Raw genomic sequence first — 25,374 nt, 5'->3', positions numbered from 1 at the left:
ACTCTTTATAGTAATTTTTCAAAACTTAAATTTTATCATAAAAGGATTAAATTTATATTTTTTAGTTATAATCTTTGCTTTAATTTTAATTTTTTAGGAGTGCATAATGGCTGTGTCAATTTATTATGATAAAGATTGTGATATCAATTTAATAAAATCAAAAAAAGTGGCTATTATAGGTTTTGGCTCTCAAGGTCATGCTCATGCTATGAATTTAAGAGATAGTGGCGTAGAAGTGATCATAGGCTTAAAAGAGGGTGGACAAAGTTGGGCAAAAGCTCAAAAAGCAAATTTTATAGTAAAAAGTGTAAAAGAAGCTACTAAAGAAGCAGATTTGATTATAATTTTAGCTCCTGATGAAATTCAAAGTGAAATTTTTAATGAGGAAATTAAACCTGAATTAAAGGTAGGTAAAACTCTAGCATTTGCACATGGATTTAATATCCACTATGGACAGATTGTTGCTCCAAAAGGTATAGATGTGATTATGATAGCTCCTAAAGCTCCAGGTCATACTGTAAGGCATGAATTTAGTATAGGTGGTGGTACTCCTTGTTTAATTGCTATCCACCAAGATGAAAGTAAAAATGCTAAAAATTTAGCTTTAAGTTATGCTAGTGCTATAGGTGGTGGTAGAACAGGTATTATAGAAACGACTTTTAAAGCTGAAACTGAAACAGATTTATTTGGCGAACAAGCGGTGCTTTGTGGAGGACTTAGTGCTTTAATCCAAGCTGGTTTTGAAACCTTAGTTGAAGCAGGATATGAACCTGAAATGGCGTATTTTGAGTGCTTACATGAAATGAAATTAATTGTAGATTTGATTTATCAAGGCGGTATTGCTGATATGAGATATTCTGTTTCTAATACAGCTGAATATGGAGATTATATCACAGGACCTAAGATTATTACCAAAGAAACTAAAGAGGCTATGAAAGGTGTTTTAAAAGACATACAAAATGGAAGTTTTGCTAAAGATTTTATCTTAGAAAGAAGAGCAAATTTTGCAAGAATGCACGCAGAGCGTAAATTGATGAATGATTCTTTGATAGAAAAAACAGGACGCGAACTTCGTGCTATGATGCCTTGGATTAGCGCTAAAAAATTAGTTGATAAAGATAAAAACTAATTTGAAAACTATAAATAAAAAATACAAAGCGCTTCTAGCGCTTTGTCTTGTTGTAATTGGAATTTTTCTTTTTGCATTTGGAGCTTTGTTTTTAAAAAAAGAAGAAAAGAAAACCTTAGATTATAATCAAACCATAGTCAAAAAAGAACCATTGCTACCTACAAAAGAGCAAGAAAGCAATTTTAGTTTTAATGATATAAATTTGACTTTAGAAAATGAAAAATTAGAATTTTTAGATAAAAATATTAGTGAAATTTTAAATTTAAATCCTATAAATACAGAGTTAAATCAAACTAAAGAGGATAATCAAACTTTAATTTTAGAAGTAATAGATCAAAATACAAGCAAAGAATTAAACAACGAAGAGCAAAATATATCAGATAAAAACGAGGATAATAAAACTCAAATCCTAGTGCAAAAAAATACCAAGCCTCGTTTAGTAATTATTATAGATGATATGGCAAGTCACACTCATGTAGATATGCTTAAAAAAACAAATTTAAAATTAATCCCATCTTTTTTTCCACCTGATAAACGCCATCCTTATACAGCTGAGCTTGCAAAGGATTTTGACTTTTTTATGGTGCATTTGCCTCTTGCTGCTATAAAATATGACAAGGCAGAATTAAATACCTTGCACCCTAGTGATGATATACAAAAAATAAGCAAGCGCGTAGCTTTTGTAAAAGAGCAATTTCCAAAAGTAAAATTTATTAACAACCATACAGGAAGTTTATTTACTGCAAATAAGCAGGCTATGGAAAAATTATTTAGTGCCTTTAAACAAAATGATTTTATTTTTGTTGATTCAAGAACCATAGGAAATTCTAAAGCCAAAAATTTAGTAAGCTATTTTGAACAGCCTTATATAGCTAGAGATGTTTTTTTGGATAATGAAGATGATATAACATATATTAAAAACCAACTCAGACAAGCAGTAGAAGAGGCAAAAAAGAAAGGTTTTGCTATCGCTATTGGTCATCCAAGAGAAAAGACTTTTAAGGCTTTGGTGCAAAGTAAAGATTTGCTAAATTCAGTTGAGCTTGTATATTTAAATGAAATTTATTGAGAATATTGAAGATTTTAAAAATCTTTTAAATTCACCTTCAAAGATTTATTATAAAGGTAATTTAGAGCTTTTAAATGCTAGAAAAGTAGCTGTTATAGGTTCTAGAAAAATGAGTGTGTATACTAAAAATTGTCTTGTTGAATTGGTGACTTTGTTAAAAAAAACTAAGGTTTGTGTGGTAAGTGGCGATGCTTTGGGGGTTGATATCCAAGTAGCTAAAATAGCTTATCCTCAAACCATAGCTATATTTGCTAATGGGCTTGATGAGATTTATCCAAAAGCAAACACAAATGAAATTTTAAATATTTATGAAAATGCTTTGGTTTTAAGTGAAAATGAAGGAAATTACAAGGCAAAACCCTATGATTTTTTATTAAGAAATAGACTTATTATTGCTTTAAGCGAGGTTGTTATAATAGCTCAAGCTGATTTAAAAAGTGGTTCTATGCAAAGTGCAAGACTTGCTTTAAGTATGAATAAACCTATATATGTATTACCTCATAGGAAAAATGAAAGCGAAGGAACAAATTTGCTTTAGCCACAAAAAAGGCAAATTTAATTCATGATTTTGAAGAATTTGTAAGAATGTTAGGAGAACTTCATCATGAACAAAGTGAAGATGATTTGTTAAGTTTTTTAAAGCATGAAGATGATTTAGAAAAAGTTTTAAAAAAATTTGGCGATAGAGTTTATGAGTATGAACTTGAGGGTTTAGTAGAAATATCTGGAGTAAAAATAAGAGCTTGCTTATGAAAACTTTAGCATTAGATATAGGCTTAAAGCGTATTGGTGTTGCTTTGTGTGTTAATAAAAGTATAGCTATGCCACTTGAAGCTATTATTAGAAAAAATCGCAATCAAGCAGCAAATGAGGTAAAAAAATATATCAAAGAGTATGATGTAAATGCTTTAGTGGTAGGAGTTCCTTTGGGTGGATCTAGTGAAGATGAAATGCGAAAAAGGATAGAGTATTTCATATCCTTACTTGATTTTGACAAAGAAATTTTTTTTGTCGATGAGAGTTTTAGTTCTAAAAATGCACAAGAACTTGGCATGGTGAATTTAAAGAAAAAAGATGGTAAACTCGATTCTTTAGCTGCGTATTTATTTTTAAAGGATTTTTATGGCCTTGCTTGATTTAAATACAGCTTTAGATGAAATTTATACAAAAGAGCAAAAAGAACAAATCTTTCAAAGTTTTAATCAAGAAAAATATGTCAATATTTTTAGAAATTCCTTGCTTATTGATAATGAAAAGCTAGAAGAAATTTTAAATAATGAAAATATAAAATTTGAAAAAATTGATTTGTATTGTTATAAAATACCTAGTATTTTTAAAAGCAAACTAAGCTCAATGAAAGCTTTTAATGAGGGCAAGTTTTATATACAAAATTATTCTTCATACTTATGCGCTAAAACTTTGGGTGTTAAAGCTGGTGAGAATGTGCTAGATATGTGTGCAGCTCCTGGTGGAAAAAGCTTAAATTTAGCTAATTTTATGCAAAATGAGGGTTATTTAGCAAGTTGTGAATTATCTAAAACACGTTTTTTTACCTTAAAAAAAACTATGGAAAATTATCAAGTTAAAATTGTAAAATGCTTCTTAAAAGACGCACGTACTATAGGCAAGGCTTGTCCTTTGAAATTTGATAAAATTTTACTTGATGCGCCTTGCTCAACTTTTGCAAAAATGGGTTTTGAAATACAAAAAAATACAAAGGAAATTAAGCAAATTGCAAATTTACAAAAAAAACTTTTGCATTCAGCATTGCTAGCTTTAAAATATGGTGGCGAGTTGGTGTATAGCACTTGTACACTTTTAAGAGAAGAAAATGAAGCGGTTTTAGAGAATGCATTAAGAAACGAAAATTTTGAATTAGAATTGCTTGATTTTGATTTAGCTAATGTTAATTTTATTTACTCAAAAAGTGATGAGTTTGATTTATCATTTGCCAAAAGAGTTTTGCCAGATGACTATGCAGATGGTTTTTTTATAGCAAAAGTGAAAAAACTTTAAAAATCAATAAATTTAAATGTGAAAAATATTTTTATTCATAAAACTTAAAGTGCTATTTTTAGGTGCTTAGAAGCTAAAATCACATTGTGAAACTCTTGTGAATAAAATATCAAAATTTTAAAATCTTAAATTAAAGTAGTAGTAAATAAATATAATAAAAAATATATAAAGATAAATAAGCACGAGGCTTATTTATCTCTTAAGTTTAATTCGCTGATTAATTTAGTGTAAGCTTGATAATCTTTTCTTTTTAGATAAGATAAAAGTCTTTTTCTTTGACCAACAAGCTTTAAAAGACCTAAACGAGAAGAAAAATCTTTTTTGTAGATTTTTAAGTGTTCTGTTAAATCTGAAATTCTTGCACTTAAAAGTGCGATTTGAACTTCTGGAGAACCTGTATCTCCTTCTTTTCTAGCAAATTTTGCAACTATTTCTGCTTTTTTAGCCGAATCTAAAGCCATAATAGACCTCCTGAGCGGTATTAAAATAAAAAGTGTAATTATAACTAAAAAAACAAAAAAAATGCTGAAATTTAAAAAATATGAAATTTAATATTTATCGATACTTATTTTTGATATAATAAAAATTTTTATTAATAACCAAAAATAATATATTATATTTATAACTTGAAAGGAACAAATGTTATTTACCAAAGCTAGCGAATATGCTTTATTATCTTTAATTCATATAGCAAAATCTCAAGAAGCGCAAGATGTAGATACTATGTCAAATGTCTTAGATATACCTAAAAGTTTTTTAGCAAAAATTTTACAAGCTCTTGCTAAAGATGCACTTTTGAAGTCTTACAAGGGAGCTAAGGGTGGTTTTGCGCTTATTAAGCAGCCAAGTGAATACACTTTAAAAGAAATTATCAATAGTGTAGAGAAAAAATCTATTAATGTTTTTGAATGTAGTAATGGAATTTGTCCTTCTCAAAAACAGGATAATTGCAAAATTATGCCAGTTTTAGTGAAACTTCAAAATAAAATCGATGATTTTTTAGTTTCTATTACCTTAGAGGATATTATTCAAAATAATGGCTAAAAGAGATATTTTTAGCTTAGTATTACCTTGGGTTGCTCCGCTTGTTGCACCTATTTTAAAGGCAAAAAGTTTAACTATAGTAGCTGTAATTATTGCAATTTTAGCAATTATTATAGTGCCTTTACCAAGTATAGTTTTAGACTTTTTTCTTGCTTTAAGTATTGCCATTTCTGTTTTAATTATTTTAATTTCTTTGTATATACCAAAGCCTACGGATTTAACAACTTTTCCAACGTTGATTTTGATCATCACACTTTTTAGGCTTTCACTTAATATTGCTACAACGCGTATGATTTTGAGTGAGGGTCATCAAGGTCCAGCAGCTGTTAGTGATATAGTAGCAAGTTTTGGTGAATTTGTTGTTGGTGGCAATTATGTTATAGGTATGGTTGTTTTTTGTATTTTGGTTTTGATTAATTTTATGGTTGTAACCAAAGGTAGTACAAGGGTTTCTGAGGTTCAAGCAAGATTTACCCTTGATGCAATGCCAGGTAAGCAGATGGCTATTGATGCGGATTTAAATGCAGGTTTGATTGATGAAAAAACTGCACGCGCAAGACGCCAAGAAATTATAGCCGAAGCAAATTTTTATGGAGCAATGGATGGTTCTTCTAAATTTATAAAAGGGGACGCTGTTGCTGGGATTATCATTACTATTGTAAATTTAATTGGTGGTTTTATGATAGGTTATTTTCAGCATGATATGGAGCTTGGAGAATGTGCTTCAACTTATACTATATTAACAATAGGTGATGGACTTGTTTCTCAAATTCCTGGGCTTATCACTTCAACAGCAACTGCAATTATCATTACGCGTGCTAGTAAAGATGAGGATAATTTTGCTGAAGGTTCTATTAATCAGCTTTTGGGAGAATACAAAACACTATTAATCGTAGGTTTTGTTTTATTTATTTTTGCTTTAGTGCCTGGTTTACCACATTTTTCTTTGGGTTTTATGGCTTTGGTGTTTTTGGGTCTTGGTTATATGATAAAACAAGTACAAGAAGGTAAAATTCAAATCAATACAATTTCGGCTAAAAAATCCCAAGAAGCTGACGAGCAAGAGCAAGCTAAACCTCAAAAACGCAGTGAAGAAGAAATTTTAAAAGAAGAAGAAAACAAAATCACAGATATTTTAAAATTAGAAATTTTAGAATTAGAATTAGGTTATGGACTTATTAAATTAGCAGAAAGTGAATTAACAGAGCGTATTAGATCAACAAGACGCAATATAGCTCAAAGTTTAGGCTTTTTGATGCCAAAAATTAGAATTAGAGATAATTTACAATTAAAGCCTAATGAATATACTTTCAAGCTCAAAGGTGTGGGTATAGCTAGTGCTGAAATTTATCCAGATAAATATCTGGCTATGGATAGTGGATTTATCACTGAGCCTATCGAGGGTATAGCTACTAAAGAACCTGCTTTTAATTCTGATGCTTTGTGGATAGAATCATCTTTAAAAGATGAGGCAACGCTAAATGGCTATATTGTAATTGATCCAGCAAGTGTGATTTCAACTCATATGAGTGAGCTTATAAAAGCTAATGCTTCAGAGCTTTTAACCAAACAAGAGGTTCAAAATTTATTGGATAAAATCAAAAATGATTATCCTATCGTAGTAGATGATTGTTTAAGAGTTGCTAGTATAGGTTTGATTCAAAAAGTTTTAAAAGCTTTACTTAAAGAGCATATTCCTATTAAAGATATGCTTACAATTTTAGAATCAATTAGTGATATAGCTGAAGTAAGTAAGAGTTTGGATATGATTATTGAGCATGTAAGAGCTTCTTTAGCAAGAGCGATTACAAATTTATATGTGGATGAAAAAGGGCAAATTAGCTTTTATATTTTTGATGCAGCTGCGGCTGCAAAATTAATGGAGCATGTACAGTTTAAAGATGGTTCGTATCATTTAATGATAAATGTAGCTCAAACTGGTGCTTTAGTAGAAGCTTTAAAAGCTGAACTTGCAAGTGTGGCAAATACAAGAATTAAACCTTTCTTGCTTTGTGTTGAGCCACAACTTAGAAAATTTATCGCTGATATTTGTTCTAATTTTGGTATTAATATTACGGTTTTAAGTTTTGCTGAGATTGCAGAAAATACCAAATTTGAAACAGAAGGCATCATAAAAGTTGATAATTTATAAAGGAAAAATATGAAAATTTATCATCTTTCACATACAGATTTAGATGGCTATGCTTGTCAGTATGTGCTAGATTTTTATTTTAAGAATTGTTATTTTTATAATTCTAATTATGGTAAAGAGATTAATGAAAATTTTAATGTGATTTTTAAAAATATAGAGGAAGATTTAAAGCAAAATCCTAATGAAGAATTTGTGATTTTAATCACGGATTTAAATTTAACTTTAAGTCAATGTGAAGATTTTCAAAAAGCCATAGAAGGCAAAAAAATCAAACTTTTACTTTTAGATCATCATCAAAGTGGCTTAGAATGTATGCAAAAATATCCTTGGTATTTTTTAGATGATAAAAGATGTGCTACTAAGATTGTTTATGATTTTTTTAGTAAATGTTATGGCGAAAATAAAGCTTTGTCAGAATTTGTAGATGTGGTAAATGCAGTAGATATTTGGTTGAGTGAAGATGAGAATTTTGAACTTGGAAAAGTACTGCTTGGTATGGTTTCTGGAGCAAAAGAAATCAATAGGGTAATGTTTGTGCAAGAAAATATCAAATATCTTTTTTATCTTTTTGATGTTTGTAGAAAATATATTCACCAAAAAAATGCTCATATTAATTTAGATGATGATTTACATGGCTTAAAAAAATCTTTTTTTAAAAAAGAAAATGATGATACTTTAAGCAATTTAATTTCTAAATTCGTAGTAGAAAGACTAAGTGTAAATAAAGAAAAATTTAGTGTATTTTATAAAGGAAGTAAAGGTTTATTAACTTCAAATATAGGCAATACTTCTGTAATTGGAAATGATTTTTTAATGCAAAATCCAGATTTTGATTTTTTCGTTGATCTTAGTTCAAGAAAAACCTTGAGTTTTAGAGCAAATAATAAAATCGATGTGAGTTTGATGGCTAAAAGCTTGGTTAATGGGGGAGGGCATAAAAATGCTAGTGGAGGATTGTTTGCTGCGTATAAAGATAGCTCTAATTATGATTTTATAAAAGCACAATTTGTAGATTTAATTAAAAGTAAAGAATTAAAGGAAAATAATGAAAACAAATCATGATTTTAAAGAAGAAATAGAAAATTTACAATATGAATTAAGTATAGTTTTAGAAGCAATGCTCTTGTTTGCTGGGGTAAAAAGAGTAAAATTAGAAAAAGCAATTGGAGTTTATATTGATTGTGTTGATGAGGTTTGTCAAAATACCCAAAAAGAAGGAGTTGATGAGATCTTAGAAGTAGTAGAGTACTTAAAAATTCATCATAAAGATTTATTTGAATGAAAAATTTATTATTGCTTTTTATAGGAATTTTTTCTTATGCAAATATCTATGAAGATTTAAGTGATTTTACTTACAATAAACAAAACACGCTAAATTTAAGCTCAAGTCAAGCTTTATTTTTAGAATACAAACAAAACAAACAAGCTTGCGTGGATATAGTGCTTACTAAAAATAAGGCTTTCGTGGTTAAAATTTATCCATTGTGTGAAAATTTAAACGAAAAAAGTCTAAGTGAGTACTTAAATACGCAATTTATAAGTTTATATGCTAAAGATTTATCAAAACTAAGAAAAGAAGTTGCTGATATTAAAAATATTATGCGTGATTTTATGATTTATTATACCTTACATCAATCTTTTGCAAATGAAATTAAGAAAATGAGTAAAAACAATGAATTGCAAGCGTATGAACTAGATGAGAAAAAAGGCGGAAAAATTCTTTACAAGGTTAATAATCAAGCTTGTGTAGTTTTTGATTTGTATTTAGATGAAAATTTGCAAGCTAGTATGCAAGTAAGCGGAATGGAAAATTTGGATAAAACTTGTATGGAGTTAATCTCATCCCCTGATTTTAAAGATTTATCCTTCACAAAAGAGGGTATGAGAAAATATAAATTAAAAAACTAATCTAAAAAATCTTAAATAATACAACTTTAAAATTCTACTCAAAGCCATTTTTTTTCTTTCTATATTAGAAAATACATAAGCTTCAAGATCTTGCTTTTCTCTTAAAGTAAGATTTTTCATTATTATAAACCTTTTAAAAAATATTGCTAGACGCAATTATATTATCTTTTCTTTTAAAAAAACTGAAAAATAAGTTTTTGTATATTATATATAAATGGCTAAATAAACTTTAGTTATATAGACTAAATTATTTTAAATATTTTTATTTAAAAATAACTTGACATTATTATACTAAAGTTGTATAATTATTTTGTCACTTAAAAACATTGAGTGCTAAATTAAAAAACTAAGGTTTTATAGTGAAGTCTTATAGTAAAAAAGATTTAATTTTAAAAACTATCATTGAGACTTATTTAGAGGGTAACAACCCTGTGGGTTCTAATGAGTTAAATCATAAAGTTAGTATACCTGCTTCTACTATAAGAGTTTATTTTAAAAAATTAAGCGATGAGGGTGTATTAACACAACTTCATATTAGCAGTGGTCGTATACCAACTTTTACTGCTATGAAGGCTTATTGGTGTGAGCAACTTTGTGAAGATGAGATTGTGATTAATGATCTTACTTTACTAGAGTTTTTACTTGATAAGTTTGAAATTTATACCTTAGTTTATGGTGGCGATGAACTTATTTTACAAGATATTGCCAAGGTTAATGATAAATTTATCATACTTGATTTTGGACAAAATGAGTTGGTTTTAAGATTTAGTCAAGATAGTTTAATTTTCTTACAAAGACTTATAGGACTTGATCTAAAAAGTATTGAAAATTTAGCTTTTAGAATTGAGTTTAAAGAGTTGTTAGAAAAAATTGCCATGTTAAAAGAAGCTATGGTTTATTATAGATATAATGAGAGTAAAGCTTACCAAATTTATCAAAATGATGAATTTGCTAAGCTTTTATCTCCTCAAATTGGATTTTATTTTAACGATAAGTTGAAATTTGATCCTTTGTTTGAAGAAGGTTTTATGGGGTTAAAGCTTAAGAGTACATTTTTAGGCAAAGAATCTAATATGGTTTTTGCCGGTAGTGTGTATTCTGATTTTAAAACAATGTTAAATATTATAAAGGAGGCTGCGTGAGCGAAGAAAAGCAAAATGAGCAAATGCAAGAAGAAGCAGTGGAAAATTCAGAAAGTCAAAACAATGAATTAGAAAAACTTCAAGCAGAGTATAATGAGTTAAAAGATACTTATTTAAGAGCAAATGCTGAATTTGAAAATATCAAAAAAAGAATGGAAAAAGAAAAAATTTCAGCAACAATTTATGCAAATGAAAGTTTTGCTAAAGATTTGCTTGATGTAGTTGATGCATTAGAGGCGGCTATTAATGTAGAAGCTAATGATGAAATAAGTTTGAAAATCAAAGAAGGGATTCAAAACACTTTAGACTTGCTTTTGAAAAAACTTGAAAAACATATGGTTAAAGTAATAGAAGCAGATGGTGAGTTTGATCCAAATTTACATGAAGCGATGTTTCATGTTGAAAGTGCTGATCATGAAAGCAATCATATTGTCCAGCTTTTACAAAAGGGCTATATGATGAATGATAGAGTGATTAGATCAGCAAAAGTTAGTGTTGCAAAATAAAATTTAATAAAAAGGATAAAAAATGGCAAAAGTTATAGGTATAGATTTAGGTACAACAAATTCTTGTGTGAGTGTGTATGAAAGAGGTGAGAGTAAAGTTATCCCAAATAAAGAAGGTAAAAATACTACTCCTTCAGTAGTTGCTTTCACAGATAAAGGTGAAGTTTTAGTTGGAGATAGCGCTAAGCGTCAAGCGGTTACTAATCCTGAAAAAACTATTTATTCTATAAAAAGAATTATGGGTTTAATGATCAATGAAGAAGCGGCAAAAGAAGCTAAAAATCGCTTACCTTATCATATCACAGAAAGAAATGGAGCTTGTGCGATTGAAATAGCAGGTAAAATTTATACTCCGCAAGAAATTTCAGCAAAAGTTTTAATGAAATTAAAAGAAGATGCAGAGGCTTTCTTGGGCGAAAAAGTAGAAGATGCAGTTATTACTGTTCCAGCGTATTTTAATGATGCACAAAGAAAAGCTACAAAAGAAGCAGGGCAAATTGCAGGATTGAATGTATTAAGAATTATCAATGAACCAACTGCAGCAGCTTTGGCTTATGGACTTGATAAAAAAGAAAGTGAAAAAATTGTAGTTTATGATTTAGGTGGTGGTACATTTGATGTTACTGTGCTTGAAACAGGTGATAATGTTGTAGAAGTTTTGGCAACTGGTGGTAATGCATTTTTAGGTGGTGATGATTTTGATAATAAATTAATCGACTTTTTAGCAAATGAGTTTAAAGATGAAACAGGTATTGATCTTAAAAACGATGTAATGGCTTTACAAAGATTAAAAGAAGCAGCTGAAAATGCTAAAAAAGAATTAAGTTCAGCTAATGAAACTAATATTAATTTACCATTTATCACAGCTGATGCAAGTGGTCCAAAACACTTAACTAAAACTCTAACAAGAGCTAAATTTGAAAGTATGATTGATGGTTTAGTTGCTGAAACTATTAGTAAGATTAACGAGGTAGTAAAAGATGCAGGACTTGATAAAAGTGAAGTAAAAGAAATCGTTATGGTGGGTGGTTCTACTCGTGTTCCACTAGTACAAGAAGAAGTTAAAAAAGCCTTTGGAAAAGAGCTTAATAAATCAGTAAATCCTGATGAAGTTGTTGCAATAGGTGCGGCAATTCAAGGTGCAGTTATTAAAGGTGATGTTAAAGATGTATTATTGCTTGATGTTACTCCACTTTCTTTGGGTATTGAAACTTTAGGTGGGGTGATGACTAAAATCATCGAAAAAGGTACAACTATACCAACTAAAAAAGAGCAAGTTTTCTCAACTGCTGAAGATAATCAAAGCGCAGTTACTATCAATGTTTTACAAGGTGAGAGAGAATTTAGCCGTGATAATAAATCTTTAGGAAATTTCAATCTTGAAGGAATTCCACCAGCACCTCGCGGTATGCCACAAATTGAAGTAACTTTTGATATTGATGCAAATGGTATTTTAACAGTTAGTGCAAAAGATAAAGCTACAGGTAAAGCTCAAGAGATTAAAATCACAGGTTCAAGCGGACTAAGTGAAGAAGAAATCAACAACATGGTAAAAGATGCAGAGCTTCATAAAGAAGAAGATAGAAAACGCAAAGAAGCAGTAGAAGCTAGAAATGCTGCTGATAGCTTAGTACATCAAGTAGAAAAATCTTTAAGTGAACTTGGAGATAAAGTAGGCGATGATGATAAAGCAAATATTCAAAAAGCTTTAGATGAGTTAAAAGAGACATTGAAAAATGCTAATGCTTCTAAAGAAGAAATTGAAAGCAAAATGAAAGCTTTAAGCGAAGTTTCTCATAAATTAGCAGAAAATATGTATAAAAAAGAAGAACCAAACGCTCAAAAGAAAAAAGATGATGATGTAATCGATGCTGAAGTTGAGTAAATATTAGTCCAAGAATAATCTTATTCTTGGACTAATTAAAAAGGAGGAAAATTAATATCATAAGTTATGTGAAGTCCACTACTTAATGATAACAATGTGTAGTTTTTATTGATTTTTTTATATAAATTTATAAGACTATTTTATGCATAAAATGAAAAATGTCCATTTCTTGGCGCAATGTACCACCAATTTGTTTTTAATTCTTCGATATTATTTGGTTGCAGTAGTGTAGAAAAAATTATAATTCCATTTTCCTCTAACAATGAAAATATTTCTTTATGTAATTTTAATGTATTGGTTGTATACTCCATAACTTCAAAGCAGGTAATAATTTGGTATTTTTTAGATGGTCTAGTTTTTAAAATATTCTGAAAAAGGATCGTATCCTTCAAAATTATAACCTTTGGAATTTAAAATTTTTAACATCAGTCCATTTCCACAGCCATAGTCAAGATACTTCAATGTTTTGTTTTTGCATATATTTAAAATTAGTTCAGAATTAGCTTGAGGACGTTTTTCTTTAAAATCTGGATCAAATTTAATATAATCTTTATTGTAAATAAAATATAAAAAGTCTTTTTCTGTAAAATTATTTATATCATTTGTAAATATAAAACCACAATTTTGACACTTATAGTAATATATTGCATATCCATAGATAGAATTTAAATGTTCAAATGCTGATTTACCAAAGTCACAAACATCCCAAAGAATAGCTTTTTATCACAACATTCACATAAAGAATATAAAGTCTTTGGTTGTTTTTATAAGGTATAGATGGAGATAATAAATTTGTATTCATTTTTGATCCTTAAAAGTTATATGTTGTAAAATAGGATCATTATTATGTATAGCTATGATATTAATTCCATGATAAAAGTACACATAAGATAAATTTTGCAAGAAATTGATCAACTTTGCCTTATCGGATTTTATAAATTCAATTTGTAGAATAGGATGGAATTTTTTTATTGATTTTATAGCCCCATTTAAAACATTAATCTCCATACCTTCAACATCAATTTTAATAAAATCAATTTTTTCTAATTTTAGGGAATCTATTGAGATATAAGAAATTTTTTGAGTTTTATTATAGTCAATAGTTTGTCCTATAAATTCATTAGATACTTTTTTCTGTATTTCTAAGCTACCAAAAGATGCGTTTTTTGTGTAATCAATGCAGGGAATTTGTATAAAATTATGGGGGGGGGTAGGGTTACCAACAGCACTATGAATAGCTTTTGCATTAAAGCAGTTATTGATAGCGATATTACCTGCTAAAGCATAATAAATTCTTTCTTGGGCTTCAAAAGCTATAATTTCACCCCAGCCAGTTAATTCTTTTGCCCATTTTATAGTATGAGCTCCTATATTAGCACCACAATCTAATATAATTAAAGGCGCATTGGTATATTGTTTTTTTAGTTTAAAAAGCTCAATTCCAAAATCAATTTCTTCTTTATCAAAATTAGATGTATGTAAAAATTGATAACCAACTCCATAAGAGCCATATTGTGTACTATTTTGATCTAGATGATTTAAGATTATAGTTCCAATATCAGTTGAAGCTAAAATGAAAGGTAAGGGTCTATTCATTATCTATTCTCCTCGTTTTTTATATATTTTTTACAATCTTCCTTAAAATAATTTCTATCAAATCTTGCAAAATTATCATTATTTGGCACTTTATAACATTCACTGAAATTTTTAGCCTTAAGAATTTTGACATAAAAACTAGGAATGGCTATATTGTTTTTAATGCGTTTTGGCTTATCATCATAAAGCACTAAATTTAAGACTTCTAGTTCTTTGTTTTTCTTTGCTAAATATCTTTCTCTTTGTTCGATTTCATTCCAAATTTCTGCATTAATATCTTTTTTTTGCGGAGTGATATTGCTCATTAAAAAAGTGCTAAGTTGGGCTTGTGGGGTCGCATTCATGGATTGATTTGGCACGACATGCCCTCTTGTATAACCACTTCTTAGATAATCTTCCCAATAAGTTCTGTGCTTTTTAGGAATATTGGTATCATCTTTAAATTTTGGGCGTTTTTTGATGTGTCCTTGATTTAAAATTTTAGCTTCTAGTTTATAAGCAATAGCTTTAGTGCCTTTATAATTATAATCATAACAATTAATATAATAATATTTATCCATCAATAAAGAGCAGTCTTTAAAATAAGCTTTAAAGCTAGGATGCAATTCATATTGAGTATTAGCAAAAGAGCTTAAAGCTAAGGCGCAAAGTGTTAAAACTTTTTTCATGCTAAAAGCTTTCTTGCCATTTCATTAAGTCTTTTACCATCAACGCTTGCGCCAAAAGCTGCTTTAGCTTCTTTCATCAAAATACCTTGTTCTTTTAAAGAGCTAATTTGTAATTTATCTATAAGTTTTTTTAGCTCACTTTCTAATTCCTCATCACTAAGTTGTTTTGGTAAATAAGTACTTAAAATAGCTACTTCTTGGAGTTCTTTTTGTGCTAAATCTTCTCTAGAGCCTTTAGAAAAAGCCAAAGCTGCTTCATTTCGTTTTTTAATCTCACTCGCAATGATTTTGTATATTCTTTCATCACTAAGCGTAATTCTCTCATCAACTTCTATTTGTTTAAAGCTAGCATTAAGCGTTCTTAAAGTGTTTCTTTTAAAATCATCTTTATTACGCATAGCTTCTTTGATATCTTCTAAAATTTGATCTTTTAAACTCATTTTTTCTCCTTTAAAATTTGATATTTTTAAAATGTGCTATGCACACACCTTCTCTAACACCATCATCAATCACAATGAGCTTTTGCTTATTAAATAAAGCAAAAAGTATCATTGAACCTGCTATGAGGTATTTTTTTCTATTTTCTCCAAGATAAATTTTAGCTTTTTCTTGTTCTAAATTCCAAATTTTTAATGCAAAATCAAAAAAATCTTTGCGTTTGAGTATTTTACCATTTACACTTTCTTCTAGGTAATCTTTGTATTTTATGTTTTGTTTATAAGCACAAAGTGTGGTGGGTACTCCTGAATTTAGTATGAAAAAATTTCCTTTTAATTTTATATCTTTACTAAGATTAAAAGCTTTTAGGGCAAGTTGTTTTAAATGTGTAGGGTAGGGGCTTAGATGAATTTTTAATTTTTCATCTTTAATACGTGCAAGATTTTGCGGGTATTTTTTAAAAAATCTTACATAAGCACTTGGTTTTATGGCTTTAAAATGCATTCTTTCATAAAAACTAATGATTCCAAAATCATAACTTTTGTTAAACTTTTCATTTGAAATTTCACAAGAAGCACCGCCTAAATCACAATAGTTTAGGTCTTTTCTAAAAAGCTTAAGAGATTTAAGACGCTCTTGCATACCTAAAATGCTTAGTTTTGCTTCGGTTTTTGCATCGATTAATTTTATATCAAGTTTAAATTCTTTTTGAATTTTTTCAAAAATAAACTCAGTATTTTTTGCTTTTCTAAAAGCAGCTGTGGCGACTGCTTTGGCTTGACTTAAATCATATTTTTTTTCTTTTAAGATTTTTAAAGCGTTAAAAATTCTTTCTATGGCTTCATCGCTAATGATATCATTTTGCATATTTTTAGCTGCCCCTATGATAAATTCTTCGCTTTTTAATTTATTAAAATTCTCATTCATCAAAACAGCTCTTAATGTATTTGAACCCATATCAATACCTAGCACTAGCTCTCCTTAAAAAATTTAAAGTATAATAGCAAAAAACTTATAAGGAAAACTTATGCTTTTAGGGGTTAATATCGATCATATAGCAGTTTTAAGAGAAGCTAGAAAAGTAAATGATCCTGATTTACTTGAAGCTGCGTTTTTGAGTGCAAATTTAGCTGATCAAATCACTATCCATGTAAGAGAAGATCGTCGCCATGCTAATGAGTTTGATTTAGAAAATATCTTAAAATATTGCAAGTGTGTAGTGAATTTAGAATGCTCTATTGATATGATAGAATATGCTTTAAAATACAAACCCTCGCGCGTTACTTTAGTACCTGAAAAAAGACAAGAACTCACAACAGAAGGCGGTTTAAATTTAGATAATGAAAAACTACAAGAAGCTATTAATGCTTTAAAGCAAGAGCAAATTGAAGTTTCTTTATTTATTGATCCAAATTTAGAAGATATTAAAAAATCATCTTCTTTAAATGCTGATTTTATAGAGCTTCATACAGGCTTGTATGCTAATATTTATAATGCACTATATACTAATATCAATCAAACTTCTTATGCATTGCCTGAATTAATTTTAAGTAAAAATGAACTCAAAAAGCTTTTAGAAAATGAACTCCAAAGATTAAGACAAAGTGCAAGTTTGGCTAATAATTTAAATTTAAGAGTAGCTGCTGGACATGGGCTTAATTATAAAAATGTAAAAAATATTGTAGATATTTTAGAAATAGAAGAGTTAAATATAGGACAAAGTATAGTAGCAAGATCGGTTTTTGTAGGCTTAGAAAAAGCTATATTGCAAATGAAAGCTTTGATTAAAAGATGAAAAAAATTGCTATTAGTATAGGGGATTTAAATGGCATAGGTATGCAAATTTTATTATCTTGTCATGATGAGCTAGTAAAAATTTGCGATCCTTATTATTTTGTGCATTATGAATTATTTCAAAAAGCAAATAAACTTTTGAAAATAAATCCTAAATCTAAAACCAATTTAGTTGAAATTTCTAATGCTTCAAAACCACATTTTGTCTTTAAAGAAGAAAAAGAAAATTTTTTAATTTATGAGTTTTCATATCAAGCTAGTAAAATTATTGATTTTGATTTTGAGTTAAATCCTGCAAATTTAGACGCTAAAAGTGGGGTTTATTCTTTTTTAAGTTTCGAAGGAGCTAGTTATTGCACACATTTGTTTTTAGATGCTTTGGTAACTTTACCGATTAATAAAAAAACTTGGCAAATGGGGGGAGTGAGTTATAAAGGTCATACTGAGGCACTAAGAGATTTTTTCAGACAAGATGCTATTATGATGTTAGGGTGTGATGAGCTTTTTGTGGCTTTGTATACTGAGCATATGGCTTTAAGAGATGTTTATAAAAAGATTAAGGCTTTTAAACTTGCACAATTTTTAATTAATTTTTATCAATGCACTTTATTTGAAAAAATTGGTGTTTTGAGTTTTAACCCTCATGCAAGCGATAATGGCGTAATAGGCGGAGAAGAAGAGCAGGAAATAAAAAAAGCTATAAGAATGGCAAATGTATTTTTAAAAGATCACGCGTTAAATTTACAAATTTTAGAAAATGAAGATTTTTTAAGTCAAAAAGAAAAAGAACTTTCTTATAAGGAAAATATTTATTTAAGTGAGCCTTTGGTGGCTGATAGTGCTTTTACTCCTTTTGCATTAAGTAAATGTAAGTATTTAGTGAGTATGTACCATGATGTAGGCTTAGCACCTTTAAAGGCTTTGTATTTTGAAAAAAGTATTAATGTGAGTTTAAATTTACCTATAATTCGCACTAGCGTTGATCATGGTACAGCTTATGATAGGGCTTATAAAAATGAAAAAATTAATTTACAAAGTTATATGCAAGCAGTAAAATCTGCTTTGCAATTTTTAAAAATCAAAGAAAAAACTAAGTAAAAGTTACTAAAATTAATTCATTAAAATAAATTCTTAAGGAGAATGCTTGAGTAAAGATAATGCTATTGCATTTTTTATTTTTATTGTGAGTGTTTTATGCTTTTTTGTTTGGGGGTATAATTATATTCCTAATAATTCCATGATATTATTTATCCTTGCTAGTGTATTTGGTATTTTCATGGCCTTTAATGTCGGTGGTAATGATGTAGCAAATTCATTTGGCACTAGCGTGGGTGCTAAAACTGTTACTATAAAACAAGCTTTAATTATTGCAGCGGTATTTGAATTAAGTGGGGCTGTGTTTGCAGGAGGGGAAGTAACAAATACTATAAGAAGTGGTATAGTAGTTTTACCTGATGGGATTAATCCTATGGTGTTTGTATGTGTAATGCTCTCAGCTTTATTAAGTTCAGGAATTTGGCTTTTTGTAGCTACTAAAAAAGGACTTCCAGTTTCTACTACTCATAGTATTATAGGAGGTATTGTAGGTTCAAGTATTGCTATGGGCTTTGTATTTTTTGATCAAGATCAAGCATTATCTATGGTAAATTGGAATGGTATTTATAAAATAGCTATGAGTTGGGTTATTTCGCCTTTACTTGGTGGGCTTGTGGCGTATTTGATTTATGCTTATATTTATAAAAAAATCCTAAAGCCATCAGAAGAAATAACTCTTGTAGTAAAAGAAATCAAAAAAGAAAAAAAAGCATTTAAAGAAGAATATTTTGAAAATTTAAAAAACAAAAGCCAAGAAGAACAAATCAAAGAACTTAGCGCTATTGTTTTAGATGATGATGAAAAAAGAAGTGAATATAAGTTAAAAATCAAAGAGTTAAAAGAAAAAGAAAAAAACATAGATGTTTTCTCAAGAATGAAATTTCACGTTCCTTTAATAGCAGGTGTAGGTGCATTGACTATTACTTCTATGTTTTTATTTAAGGGCTTAAATAATGTTTCTACTTTAGATGTAATGCAAAATTTATGGATAGTTTCGATTATTTTTATTTTTGCTTATATTGTTACTTTAGCAGTTGTGAGATTAATGAAAAAAACTCAGGTTAATAAAACCATAGAAAAGATTTTTTCGTGGTTTCAAATTTTTACTGCTTCAAGTTTTGCTTTTTCACATGGAGCTAATGATATAGCTAATGCTCTTGGGCCATTTGCTGCTATTTTAGATGTGCTTAAAAATAATACCATTAATCCAAGCTCACCAGTGCCTTTTGCTGTAATGCTTATGTTTGGTATAGCTTTAGTTATTGGGCTTTGGTTTTTAGGTAAAGAAGTTATTCAAACTGTGGGTTCAAAACTTGCTGAAATTAAACCAACAACAGGCTTTAGTGCTGAACTTGGTGCAAGTATTGTTATACTTTTAGCTACCCAACTTGGAATTCCAGTTAGCTCAACCCATATTTTAATCGGTGCTATTTTAGGTATAGGGGTATTTAATAAAGATGCTAAATGGGCTATGATGAAACCTATTGGTTTAGCATGGGTGATTACTTTACCAGTTGCTGGAATTCTTTCAAGTATTATTTTTATTATCTTTGTAAATACAATCTTATGAGTTTAAACTCATAAGATATTTTTTAGCTTTATCTAAATTAGAGCTATTGATAAAATAATCAATTTTTGAAGGTTTTTTATATACTTTATCATAATATTCAAAAAGCATTTTTACACAAAGTTCTATATTGTTTTCTTCATAATTTTTACAAAGTTTTATCTTGAAATCTTTACTGATATAGGGTGAGATTTTCTCAACACATTGATAAAACACTTTTTTATCCATTGGAGTGTAGTTTTTAAACTCTTTGAACACGTAAATTCGTGTCGCATTCACACCAAATTTTCTTAGCTTTTTGCATACTATTGTATAAATTTAGCGGGATAGTTAAATTTCCAATTTGTCTGCTTTCAGCTTCTATAAAACAAGTTTTATAAGTATAATCTTTTAAAAAATAAAACAATCCATCCTCAAAAGCTTTTTGGCTTGGTTGTTCTCCATAAATTTTACCAAAACTTGATCCTTGGTGGTTGGCTAGTTTTTCTAAATCTAAAGCATTATCTAAAGTTTGGATTAAATCACTTTTGCCACTTGCTGTATTACCGCAAAGACATAAAAACTCAATATTTAAATCTTTGGTAAAAAACTCACTCATATAGCTTCTATAAGCTTTATATCCACCTTCTAATCTTACAACCCTATAACCAAGTTTAGCTAAGATTAAAGCAATAGCTTTTGATCTTTTACCACCCCCTTGCACAATAAATTCCCACCAAAGAGCCTATTTTATAATTTTGATAAATTTTATTAATATGCTCACTCATATTTTTACAAATACAACTTGCGCCTTTTGCTTTAGCTAAGCCTTAGTTTTTCTTATAAAGTGTGCCTATTTCTTCAAATTCATTATCATTGAGTGCGTAGTAATTTTGTGCAGATTTTATATGAGCAAGTTTGTATTCTTTAGGACTTCTTGCATCAATTAAAAGATCAAAATTAAATTTTAAAAAATTTTCAAAATCAACTTCTTTATACATAGTCTTTAAAAGCTTTACATAAGGTGGTATAAACTTTTTCCAAATCGCTCCCGCAAACTCTAGTTTGTCCTATGGTAGTGATAAAATTTGTATCCCCTTGCCATCTTGGGATTAAATGATAATGACAATGTGGTGCTATGCCAGCTCCTGCTGCGCTGCCTAAATTCATACCTATATTAACACCCTTAGCGTGAAAGTTTTCTTTTAAAATTTTAACTCCAATACGCACAAAATGGCTAATTTCTAGCCATGTATCATCACTTAAATCTTCTATATTTTCTAAATGCTCATAAGGGATAATCATAAAATGACCCGGACTATAAGGATACTTATTCATAATGCCAAAACATTCTTTAGCTCTAAAAATTACCCCAAGTTTTTCATCTTCATTAAGTTCATGCTTGCAATGACAAAAAGGGCAAAAATTTTTATCTTTATTGTTAAAATAAACATCCCTCCAAGGTGCGTATAAATATTCCATCAACTCTCCTTTATGCAAGCATGTAGATTTTTAATATTTTTACTTATAAGAGCTTTATTTTTTGGTATCAAAGGTAATAGCTTTTCATCTTCTAATAAAAAAATTCTCGCTCCTGCTAAAATAGCATTATTAAGATCAGTTTTGCTTTCAAGGTAAAAAATGGCCTCTAAGCTAAGATGTACTGCAAAATTATAAAGTTTTTTTAGTTGCATGGTTTTTAGCATTTTAGGAAATACAATAAACGCATCAGCCCCATATACTAAGCTTTCTAAAATTTGATATTCATCAAAAATAAAATCAAATTGCACAATAGGTTTTTCATGATAGCGTCTAAAAAGACTTAAATTTTGTATGTCTTGATTAAGCAAAGGGCTTGTTGGTAAGATGATGGCATCGAAATTTTCATGATTAAAATTTAAATCTTTAGAATATAAAAAATGTGAAAGTTTTCCTTCAAGTAAAAGTGTGTAAATATCTTTAGGATAAAAGGCATTAGAAGCTAGACTTCTACCTAACATATCATAAGGAAAAATTTCTTTTTTACTTTCAAGAATTTTTTGTGTTTTTGAAAAATGATTTTTTAAATCTATTGTTTTAAACATTTTTCGATGACCTTTAAATGCTCTTTACTTTCATCTGAGCTTGAAAATTCTTTATCATGCAGTGTTTTTTGCAAAATTTCATAAGCCTTTTTGCAATCTTTAAGTTTATAATACCCCCAAGCTAAAGAGTCAAGATAGTAAAGATTTTGTGATTCTTGTTCAAGCGCCCAGCCTACTAGCTCCATACCTTTGGCTATATCAATATCATATTCAATTAAAGCATAGCCATAGTAGTTTTGATATAAAGCATCACTGCGTACATCTACGCTTTGTTCAAATTTTTTCATGATAGAGGCTAGAATTTTTGGGTCTGTGACTTTTTTACTTTTTGGATCCATATGAATTTCAAATTCTAAAACACCTGCCATAGAAAGATATTTTTTATCTTTGCTAAGTTCATAATGTTTTAAAGCTATTTCATAGGCCTTTTTATAATCTTTTGTTTGTGTGTATAAGAAAATTTTGGTATCAGGATCTATGTTATATTTTTGGGTTAAATTTAGAGCCTGAGTATAATTTTTTTCTTGTACTAGTAATTCTATCATAGCGTAGATGTATTTAATGTCATTGTTGAATTTATATAGCTTTCCAAGGGTTTGAATACTTGCTTTATGATTTTTTTGTTCTTGATAAATTTTTAAAAGTAGGGTGCATGTTTTAAAGGTGCATTGTGAGTTTTTTACAAATTCTTCTAAGGCCTTTTTGGCTTGGTTGATATTTTTATTTTTGATATTAATTTCAACTATTTTAAGTAATAAATTTTCATGTTCAAAAAGCTTATAAGCAAGATTGTATTGCTCTAAAGCTTTAGTGTATAAAGCTTTTTTGGCAAAAATATCGCCTAATATTTCATAATTTCTATAATCTTGTTCTTCTTTAATGAGTTTATAAAGTATAGCTTCAGCTTGTTTATAATCTCCTATTTCAAAAAAATATAAAGCATTTAATCTTGCAATAGCTGTGTGTTCTAAAAAGTCTTTAGAAGCTTTTAAAAGCTCATCTTTTTGTTTTAAATTAGCACTTAAAGCCAAAAGTAAAGCCTTTTGTAAATAAATACTTTCATTATTTTCATGAAATAAATTTGTATAAATATCACATGCTTTTTGAAATTGCCCATGCTCTTCATAAATAAGTGCTTGTAGGATTTTATCTTCACCTTTAGCTAAAGCAAGGCTTGTTAGGATAAAAACTATAATTAGCGAAAGCAAACCCCTATACATTCTTTTTTTAACTCCTCTTTGTGTGTTTTAAAATACTCCCAAAATGGAAAAGTTCTACATTGTTTTGGTCTATGCTTATAAATTAAACATTTTTTATACATTGTATCAAAAAAAATACAACGATAGCCATTTTCATACTTTGCTTCTTTAAGGCTATATTTAAATCCAACTTTGATGAGGTATTGTTCTTTAAAGACTTCAAAGCTTAATTTTAAAAAACTAGCAATAGCTTCTAGTTCTTCTTTGCTAGCATAGATATACCCACTTTCTCCAGTGCAACACTTTCCGCCACATTTTTCACAAGCACTTTCATCAAAAGAATAATCAAAACCTTTTTCACACATCATAGCTTATAGTTCCTGTATTTTCATAAATTTCACTAATTTTTGGATTTAAAACATCATTTTTATACATAAAAAGTGTAGGCATTATAGCGCAAGGACTTTTGCTATTTTTTTTAATATGCATTAAAACAAGTCTTGCGTTAGTTTGTGCATTAGTATGAACACATTGAAGTGAAACTAGTTTTAGTTTAAATTGTTTTAAATAAGCACAAATTTCATCTAAAAAACTTGCCTCATAGCACATAAAAAAACTACCATTTGGCTTGATTAAAATATTTATTTTAGCAAACATCTTCTCAAGTGGCATAAATTCTTGATATCTTGATATACATAAATGCAAATCCTGGCTTTTTTGTGTATTTTTTTTATAAAATGGAGGATTAGAGATCAAAAAATCAAATTTTATATCACTTTTATAGTTTAAAAAGTCTTCGCAAATGCCTTGAATTTCAAGTTTATTTTCTTTGGCATTTTTATAACTTAGTTTGATATTTTGCTCTTGGATATCTAGTAGGTAAACTTTTGAATTTGGAAATTTTTGCTTTATCAAAAGTCCTAAAATTCCACATCCACATCCTATATCAAGGATATTTCCTTTTAAATTATATTTAGATAAAAAGTCAAAAAGTAAAAGACTATCGTTATTATAGCGATAGCCTTTTGAATATTGAAAGAGTTTTAGCATTTATAAAGATGATCGCAGATTTTAAATGAATCATTTAAACCTACTACAATAGAAGCTCCGTTTTTACTCGCTATATCGCCTGCTACGAATAATCCTTTTACATTGCTTTCTTTATTTTCATCAAAGCTTGGCACGCCTTTTTCATCAACTTCTATAGAGCATTTTTGTAAGAAATCAAGTGGAGTTGAACCCCCAATAGCATAAATAATACGATCATAAATTTCATTTGTGTCATTAGTGAAATTTACTTTAGCTTTACCGCCTTCATCTTCAATACTAGTTATATCTATGCCAAGTTTTGCTTTTACACTGCCTTGATCAAAAGCTTTTTGAATATCTTCTAGATTAATATCGTTTAATCTTGAGAAAGTTTCTCTTCTATAGCAAAGTGTCACATCATTATTTTTAGCTAAATCTATAGCATATTCTGCTGCTGAATTTCCACCACCTACAACTAAGATTTTTTCACCTTGGCTTGCTGAATTTGCATTAAAATTGATGATTTTTGTTAAAGTTATAGGTAAAATATAGCTCGGCTTGTTTGGCTTACCCATTCTACCTATAGCAATAACTGCATTTTTGCAAATATAATTTTCATTTGCAGTGCTAACGATGAAATTTTCTCCATCTTTTTTAACACTTTCAACTTCACTAGAAAGCTTTACTTCAAGATTATGCTCTTTAATGGCATTTTGGAAAGTTTCTATTGTGCTTTCTCTTGTTCCATCTTCAAAATTTATATGTCCGTGATTTGTGCTATCACAACCTTTATAAGCTTTATCTACTCTTTTGCCTTCTTTGTAAAATTTTACTAAGGTTTGACAAATCGCATCAGCTTTTTCTAAAACAATAACTTCTTTATTTTTTATTTTAGCTTCTACTCCTGCTGCAATACCTGCAGGACCAGCGCCAATAACTACCATATCAAAAATTTTCATTATTTCCCTTTTTAATATTTTTAATGTGTAAATGTATCAAAAAAATGATAATGAAATATAAAAATTATGAATAATTTTTATATTTCATAGAATTTTTATCACAATTATATTTTAT

At 28.8% G+C, this 25,374-nt stretch carries 29 protein-coding genes and 2 pseudogenes; 16 read left to right on the top strand and 15 right to left on the bottom strand.

Features of this window, described 5'->3' with window-relative positions; translation table 11 throughout:
• The first annotated feature begins 106 nt into the window (after window positions 1-106).
• From ilvC to CAMP18498_RS04350, 5 genes and pseudogenes are all read left to right on the top strand, one after another.
• Window positions 107-1,129, top strand: coding sequence for a ketol-acid reductoisomerase (gene ilvC / locus CAMP18498_RS04370; RefSeq protein WP_337197752.1), 1,023 nt, complete (start codon window positions 107-109; stop codon window positions 1,127-1,129).
• Window position 1,130: 1 nt separating this feature from the next.
• Window positions 1,131-2,198, top strand: a complete 1,068-nt coding sequence (locus tag CAMP18498_RS04365; RefSeq protein ID WP_337197751.1) for a divergent polysaccharide deacetylase family protein — start codon at window positions 1,131-1,133, stop codon at window positions 2,196-2,198.
• Window positions 2,185-2,951 (top strand): annotated as a pseudogene (locus CAMP18498_RS04360) (DNA-processing protein DprA). The gene CAMP18498_RS04365 and the pseudogene CAMP18498_RS04360 overlap by 14 nt, the downstream one beginning before the upstream one ends.
• Entirely contained in the window at window positions 2,948-3,334 is a 387-nt protein-coding gene (gene ruvX / locus CAMP18498_RS04355; RefSeq protein ID WP_337197750.1) for a Holliday junction resolvase RuvX, read from the top strand. The pseudogene CAMP18498_RS04360 and the gene ruvX overlap by 4 nt, the downstream one beginning before the upstream one ends.
• Window positions 3,321-4,214 carry an RsmB/NOP family class I SAM-dependent RNA methyltransferase gene (locus CAMP18498_RS04350; protein WP_337197749.1) on the top strand — a complete coding sequence of 298 codons (894 nt, stop codon included), beginning with the start codon at window positions 3,321-3,323 and terminating at the stop codon, window positions 4,212-4,214. The genes ruvX and CAMP18498_RS04350 overlap by 14 nt, the downstream gene beginning before the upstream one ends.
• Window positions 4,215-4,402: 188 nt before the next feature.
• Here the strand turns inward: CAMP18498_RS04350 and rpsO are convergent, their stop codons facing one another.
• Window positions 4,403-4,675 carry a 30S ribosomal protein S15 gene (gene rpsO, locus CAMP18498_RS04345; protein ID WP_039618506.1) on the bottom strand — a complete coding sequence of 91 codons (273 nt, stop codon included), beginning with the start codon at window positions 4,673-4,675 and terminating at the stop codon, window positions 4,403-4,405.
• 178 nt (window positions 4,676-4,853) lie between these two features.
• Here rpsO and CAMP18498_RS04340 point away from each other — a divergent pair, with 178 nt between their 5' ends.
• Genes CAMP18498_RS04340 through CAMP18498_RS04320 form a run of 5 tightly spaced genes read left to right on the top strand, consistent with a single transcriptional unit; the run spans window position 4,854 to window position 9,318 of the window.
• Window positions 4,854-5,258 carry an Rrf2 family transcriptional regulator gene (locus CAMP18498_RS04340; protein ID WP_337197748.1) on the top strand — a complete coding sequence of 135 codons (405 nt, stop codon included), beginning with the start codon at window positions 4,854-4,856 and terminating at the stop codon, window positions 5,256-5,258.
• Complete coding sequence (gene flhA, locus CAMP18498_RS04335) at window positions 5,251-7,410, top strand: flagellar biosynthesis protein FlhA (protein WP_263678690.1); 2,160 nt, start codon at window positions 5,251-5,253, stop codon at window positions 7,408-7,410. Before CAMP18498_RS04340 ends, flhA begins: the two co-directional genes overlap by 8 nt.
• A gap of 9 nt (window positions 7,411-7,419) precedes the next feature.
• Window positions 7,420-8,472 carry a DHH family phosphoesterase gene (locus tag CAMP18498_RS04330; RefSeq protein ID WP_337197747.1) on the top strand — a complete coding sequence of 351 codons (1,053 nt, stop codon included), beginning with the start codon at window positions 7,420-7,422 and terminating at the stop codon, window positions 8,470-8,472.
• Entirely contained in the window at window positions 8,456-8,692 is a 237-nt protein-coding gene (locus CAMP18498_RS04325) for a hypothetical protein (RefSeq protein WP_337197746.1), read from the top strand. Before CAMP18498_RS04330 ends, CAMP18498_RS04325 begins: the two co-directional genes overlap by 17 nt.
• Window positions 8,689-9,318 (top strand): hypothetical protein, encoded by a 630-nt coding sequence (locus tag CAMP18498_RS04320; RefSeq protein ID WP_337197745.1) that lies wholly within the window; start codon window positions 8,689-8,691, stop codon window positions 9,316-9,318. Before CAMP18498_RS04325 ends, CAMP18498_RS04320 begins: the two co-directional genes overlap by 4 nt.
• On the opposite strand, the gene CAMP18498_RS04315 is transcribed toward CAMP18498_RS04320, so the two are convergent.
• Window positions 9,307-9,438 (bottom strand): hypothetical protein, encoded by a 132-nt coding sequence (locus tag CAMP18498_RS04315; protein WP_256374638.1) that lies wholly within the window; start codon window positions 9,436-9,438, stop codon window positions 9,307-9,309. The genes CAMP18498_RS04320 and CAMP18498_RS04315 overlap by 12 nt on opposite strands.
• Before the next feature lie 239 nt (window positions 9,439-9,677).
• Between CAMP18498_RS04315 and CAMP18498_RS04310 the strand changes: the two genes are divergently transcribed.
• Genes CAMP18498_RS04310 through dnaK form a run of 3 tightly spaced genes read left to right on the top strand, consistent with a single transcriptional unit; the run spans window position 9,678 to window position 12,851 of the window.
• On the top strand, window positions 9,678-10,460 hold the full coding sequence (locus CAMP18498_RS04310) for an HrcA family transcriptional regulator (protein WP_337197744.1): 783 nt from the start codon (window positions 9,678-9,680) through the stop codon (window positions 10,458-10,460).
• Window positions 10,457-10,966, top strand: a complete 510-nt coding sequence (grpE, locus tag CAMP18498_RS04305) for a nucleotide exchange factor GrpE (RefSeq protein WP_337197743.1) — start codon at window positions 10,457-10,459, stop codon at window positions 10,964-10,966. The genes CAMP18498_RS04310 and grpE overlap by 4 nt, the downstream gene beginning before the upstream one ends.
• A 22-nt stretch (window positions 10,967-10,988) precedes the next feature.
• Window positions 10,989-12,851 (top strand): molecular chaperone DnaK, encoded by a 1,863-nt coding sequence (dnaK, locus tag CAMP18498_RS04300; RefSeq protein ID WP_039628415.1) that lies wholly within the window; start codon window positions 10,989-10,991, stop codon window positions 12,849-12,851.
• Window positions 12,852-12,991: 140 nt separating this feature from the next.
• On the opposite strand, the gene CAMP18498_RS04295 is transcribed toward dnaK, so the two are convergent.
• The 6 genes from CAMP18498_RS04295 to CAMP18498_RS04275 all read right to left on the bottom strand — a co-directional run bounded on the left by CAMP18498_RS04295 (window position 12,992) and on the right by CAMP18498_RS04275 (window position 16,525).
• The gene (locus tag CAMP18498_RS04295) at window positions 12,992-13,243 is read right to left on the bottom strand and encodes a class I SAM-dependent methyltransferase (RefSeq protein WP_337197742.1); all 252 of its coding nucleotides are present in this window, start codon (window positions 13,241-13,243) and stop codon (window positions 12,992-12,994) included.
• Entirely contained in the window at window positions 13,203-13,331 is a 129-nt protein-coding gene (locus CAMP18498_RS08000; RefSeq protein ID WP_442867717.1) for a methyltransferase domain-containing protein, read from the bottom strand. Before CAMP18498_RS08000 ends, CAMP18498_RS04295 begins: the two co-directional genes overlap by 41 nt.
• A gap of 318 nt (window positions 13,332-13,649) precedes the next feature.
• Window positions 13,650-14,447 carry an FkbM family methyltransferase gene (locus CAMP18498_RS04290; protein ID WP_337197741.1) on the bottom strand — a complete coding sequence of 266 codons (798 nt, stop codon included), beginning with the start codon at window positions 14,445-14,447 and terminating at the stop codon, window positions 13,650-13,652.
• Entirely contained in the window at window positions 14,447-15,115 is a 669-nt protein-coding gene (locus CAMP18498_RS04285; protein ID WP_337197740.1) for a DNA/RNA non-specific endonuclease, read from the bottom strand. The genes CAMP18498_RS04290 and CAMP18498_RS04285 overlap by 1 nt, the downstream gene beginning before the upstream one ends.
• A complete protein-coding gene (locus CAMP18498_RS04280; protein WP_337197739.1) occupies window positions 15,112-15,555 on the bottom strand; it encodes a GatB/YqeY domain-containing protein in 444 nt (147 codons plus the stop codon). Before CAMP18498_RS04280 ends, CAMP18498_RS04285 begins: the two co-directional genes overlap by 4 nt.
• Window positions 15,556-15,565: 10 nt before the next feature.
• Window positions 15,566-16,525 (bottom strand): Ppx/GppA phosphatase family protein, encoded by a 960-nt coding sequence (locus CAMP18498_RS04275; protein WP_337197738.1) that lies wholly within the window; start codon window positions 16,523-16,525, stop codon window positions 15,566-15,568.
• 55 nt (window positions 16,526-16,580) lie between these two features.
• On the opposite strand from CAMP18498_RS04275, the gene CAMP18498_RS04270 reads away from it, so the two are divergent.
• The 3 genes from CAMP18498_RS04270 to CAMP18498_RS04260 are packed head-to-tail and all read left to right on the top strand — an operon-like array spanning window position 16,581 to window position 20,012.
• Window positions 16,581-17,348, top strand: a complete 768-nt coding sequence (locus tag CAMP18498_RS04270) for a pyridoxine 5'-phosphate synthase (RefSeq protein WP_337197737.1) — start codon at window positions 16,581-16,583, stop codon at window positions 17,346-17,348.
• The gene (gene pdxA, locus CAMP18498_RS04265) at window positions 17,345-18,445 is read left to right on the top strand and encodes a 4-hydroxythreonine-4-phosphate dehydrogenase (protein WP_337197736.1); all 1,101 of its coding nucleotides are present in this window, start codon (window positions 17,345-17,347) and stop codon (window positions 18,443-18,445) included. Before CAMP18498_RS04270 ends, pdxA begins: the two co-directional genes overlap by 4 nt.
• A 46-nt stretch (window positions 18,446-18,491) precedes the next feature.
• Entirely contained in the window at window positions 18,492-20,012 is a 1,521-nt protein-coding gene (locus CAMP18498_RS04260) for an inorganic phosphate transporter (RefSeq protein ID WP_337197735.1), read from the top strand.
• Here the strand turns inward: CAMP18498_RS04260 and mnmH are convergent.
• The 7 genes and pseudogenes from mnmH to CAMP18498_RS04225 form a co-directional block, all read right to left on the bottom strand.
• Window positions 20,007-20,989, bottom strand: a pseudogene (gene mnmH / locus CAMP18498_RS04255) (tRNA 2-selenouridine(34) synthase MnmH). The gene CAMP18498_RS04260 and the pseudogene mnmH sit on opposite strands and share 6 nt — an antisense overlap.
• Entirely contained in the window at window positions 20,982-21,470 is a 489-nt protein-coding gene (locus CAMP18498_RS04250) for an HIT family protein (RefSeq protein WP_257396669.1), read from the bottom strand. The pseudogene mnmH and the gene CAMP18498_RS04250 overlap by 8 nt, the downstream one beginning before the upstream one ends.
• Window positions 21,470-22,072, bottom strand: coding sequence for an indole-3-glycerol-phosphate synthase TrpC (locus CAMP18498_RS04245; protein WP_337197734.1), 603 nt, complete (start codon window positions 22,070-22,072; stop codon window positions 21,470-21,472). Before CAMP18498_RS04245 ends, CAMP18498_RS04250 begins: the two co-directional genes overlap by 1 nt.
• Window positions 22,057-23,292: a tetratricopeptide repeat protein gene (locus CAMP18498_RS04240; protein WP_337197733.1), complete on the bottom strand. Its 1,236-nt coding sequence runs from the start codon at window positions 23,290-23,292 to the stop codon at window positions 22,057-22,059. Before CAMP18498_RS04240 ends, CAMP18498_RS04245 begins: the two co-directional genes overlap by 16 nt.
• On the bottom strand, window positions 23,268-23,639 hold the full coding sequence (locus CAMP18498_RS04235; protein ID WP_337197732.1) for a YkgJ family cysteine cluster protein: 372 nt from the start codon (window positions 23,637-23,639) through the stop codon (window positions 23,268-23,270). The genes CAMP18498_RS04240 and CAMP18498_RS04235 overlap by 25 nt, the downstream gene beginning before the upstream one ends.
• Complete coding sequence (locus CAMP18498_RS04230) at window positions 23,629-24,321, bottom strand: tRNA1(Val) (adenine(37)-N6)-methyltransferase (RefSeq protein ID WP_337197731.1); 693 nt, start codon at window positions 24,319-24,321, stop codon at window positions 23,629-23,631. The genes CAMP18498_RS04235 and CAMP18498_RS04230 overlap by 11 nt, the downstream gene beginning before the upstream one ends.
• Window positions 24,315-25,259, bottom strand: a complete 945-nt coding sequence (locus CAMP18498_RS04225) for an NAD(P)-binding domain-containing protein (protein ID WP_337197730.1) — start codon at window positions 25,257-25,259, stop codon at window positions 24,315-24,317. The genes CAMP18498_RS04230 and CAMP18498_RS04225 overlap by 7 nt, the downstream gene beginning before the upstream one ends.
• Between the last annotated feature and the right edge of the window lie 115 nt (window positions 25,260-25,374).

This window comes from Campylobacter sp. W0066.2, from assembly GCF_024723515.1.
In the GTDB taxonomy this organism is placed as follows: domain Bacteria; phylum Campylobacterota; class Campylobacteria; order Campylobacterales; family Campylobacteraceae; genus Campylobacter_D.
This window is presented reverse-complemented; position numbering and strand designations above follow the sequence as displayed.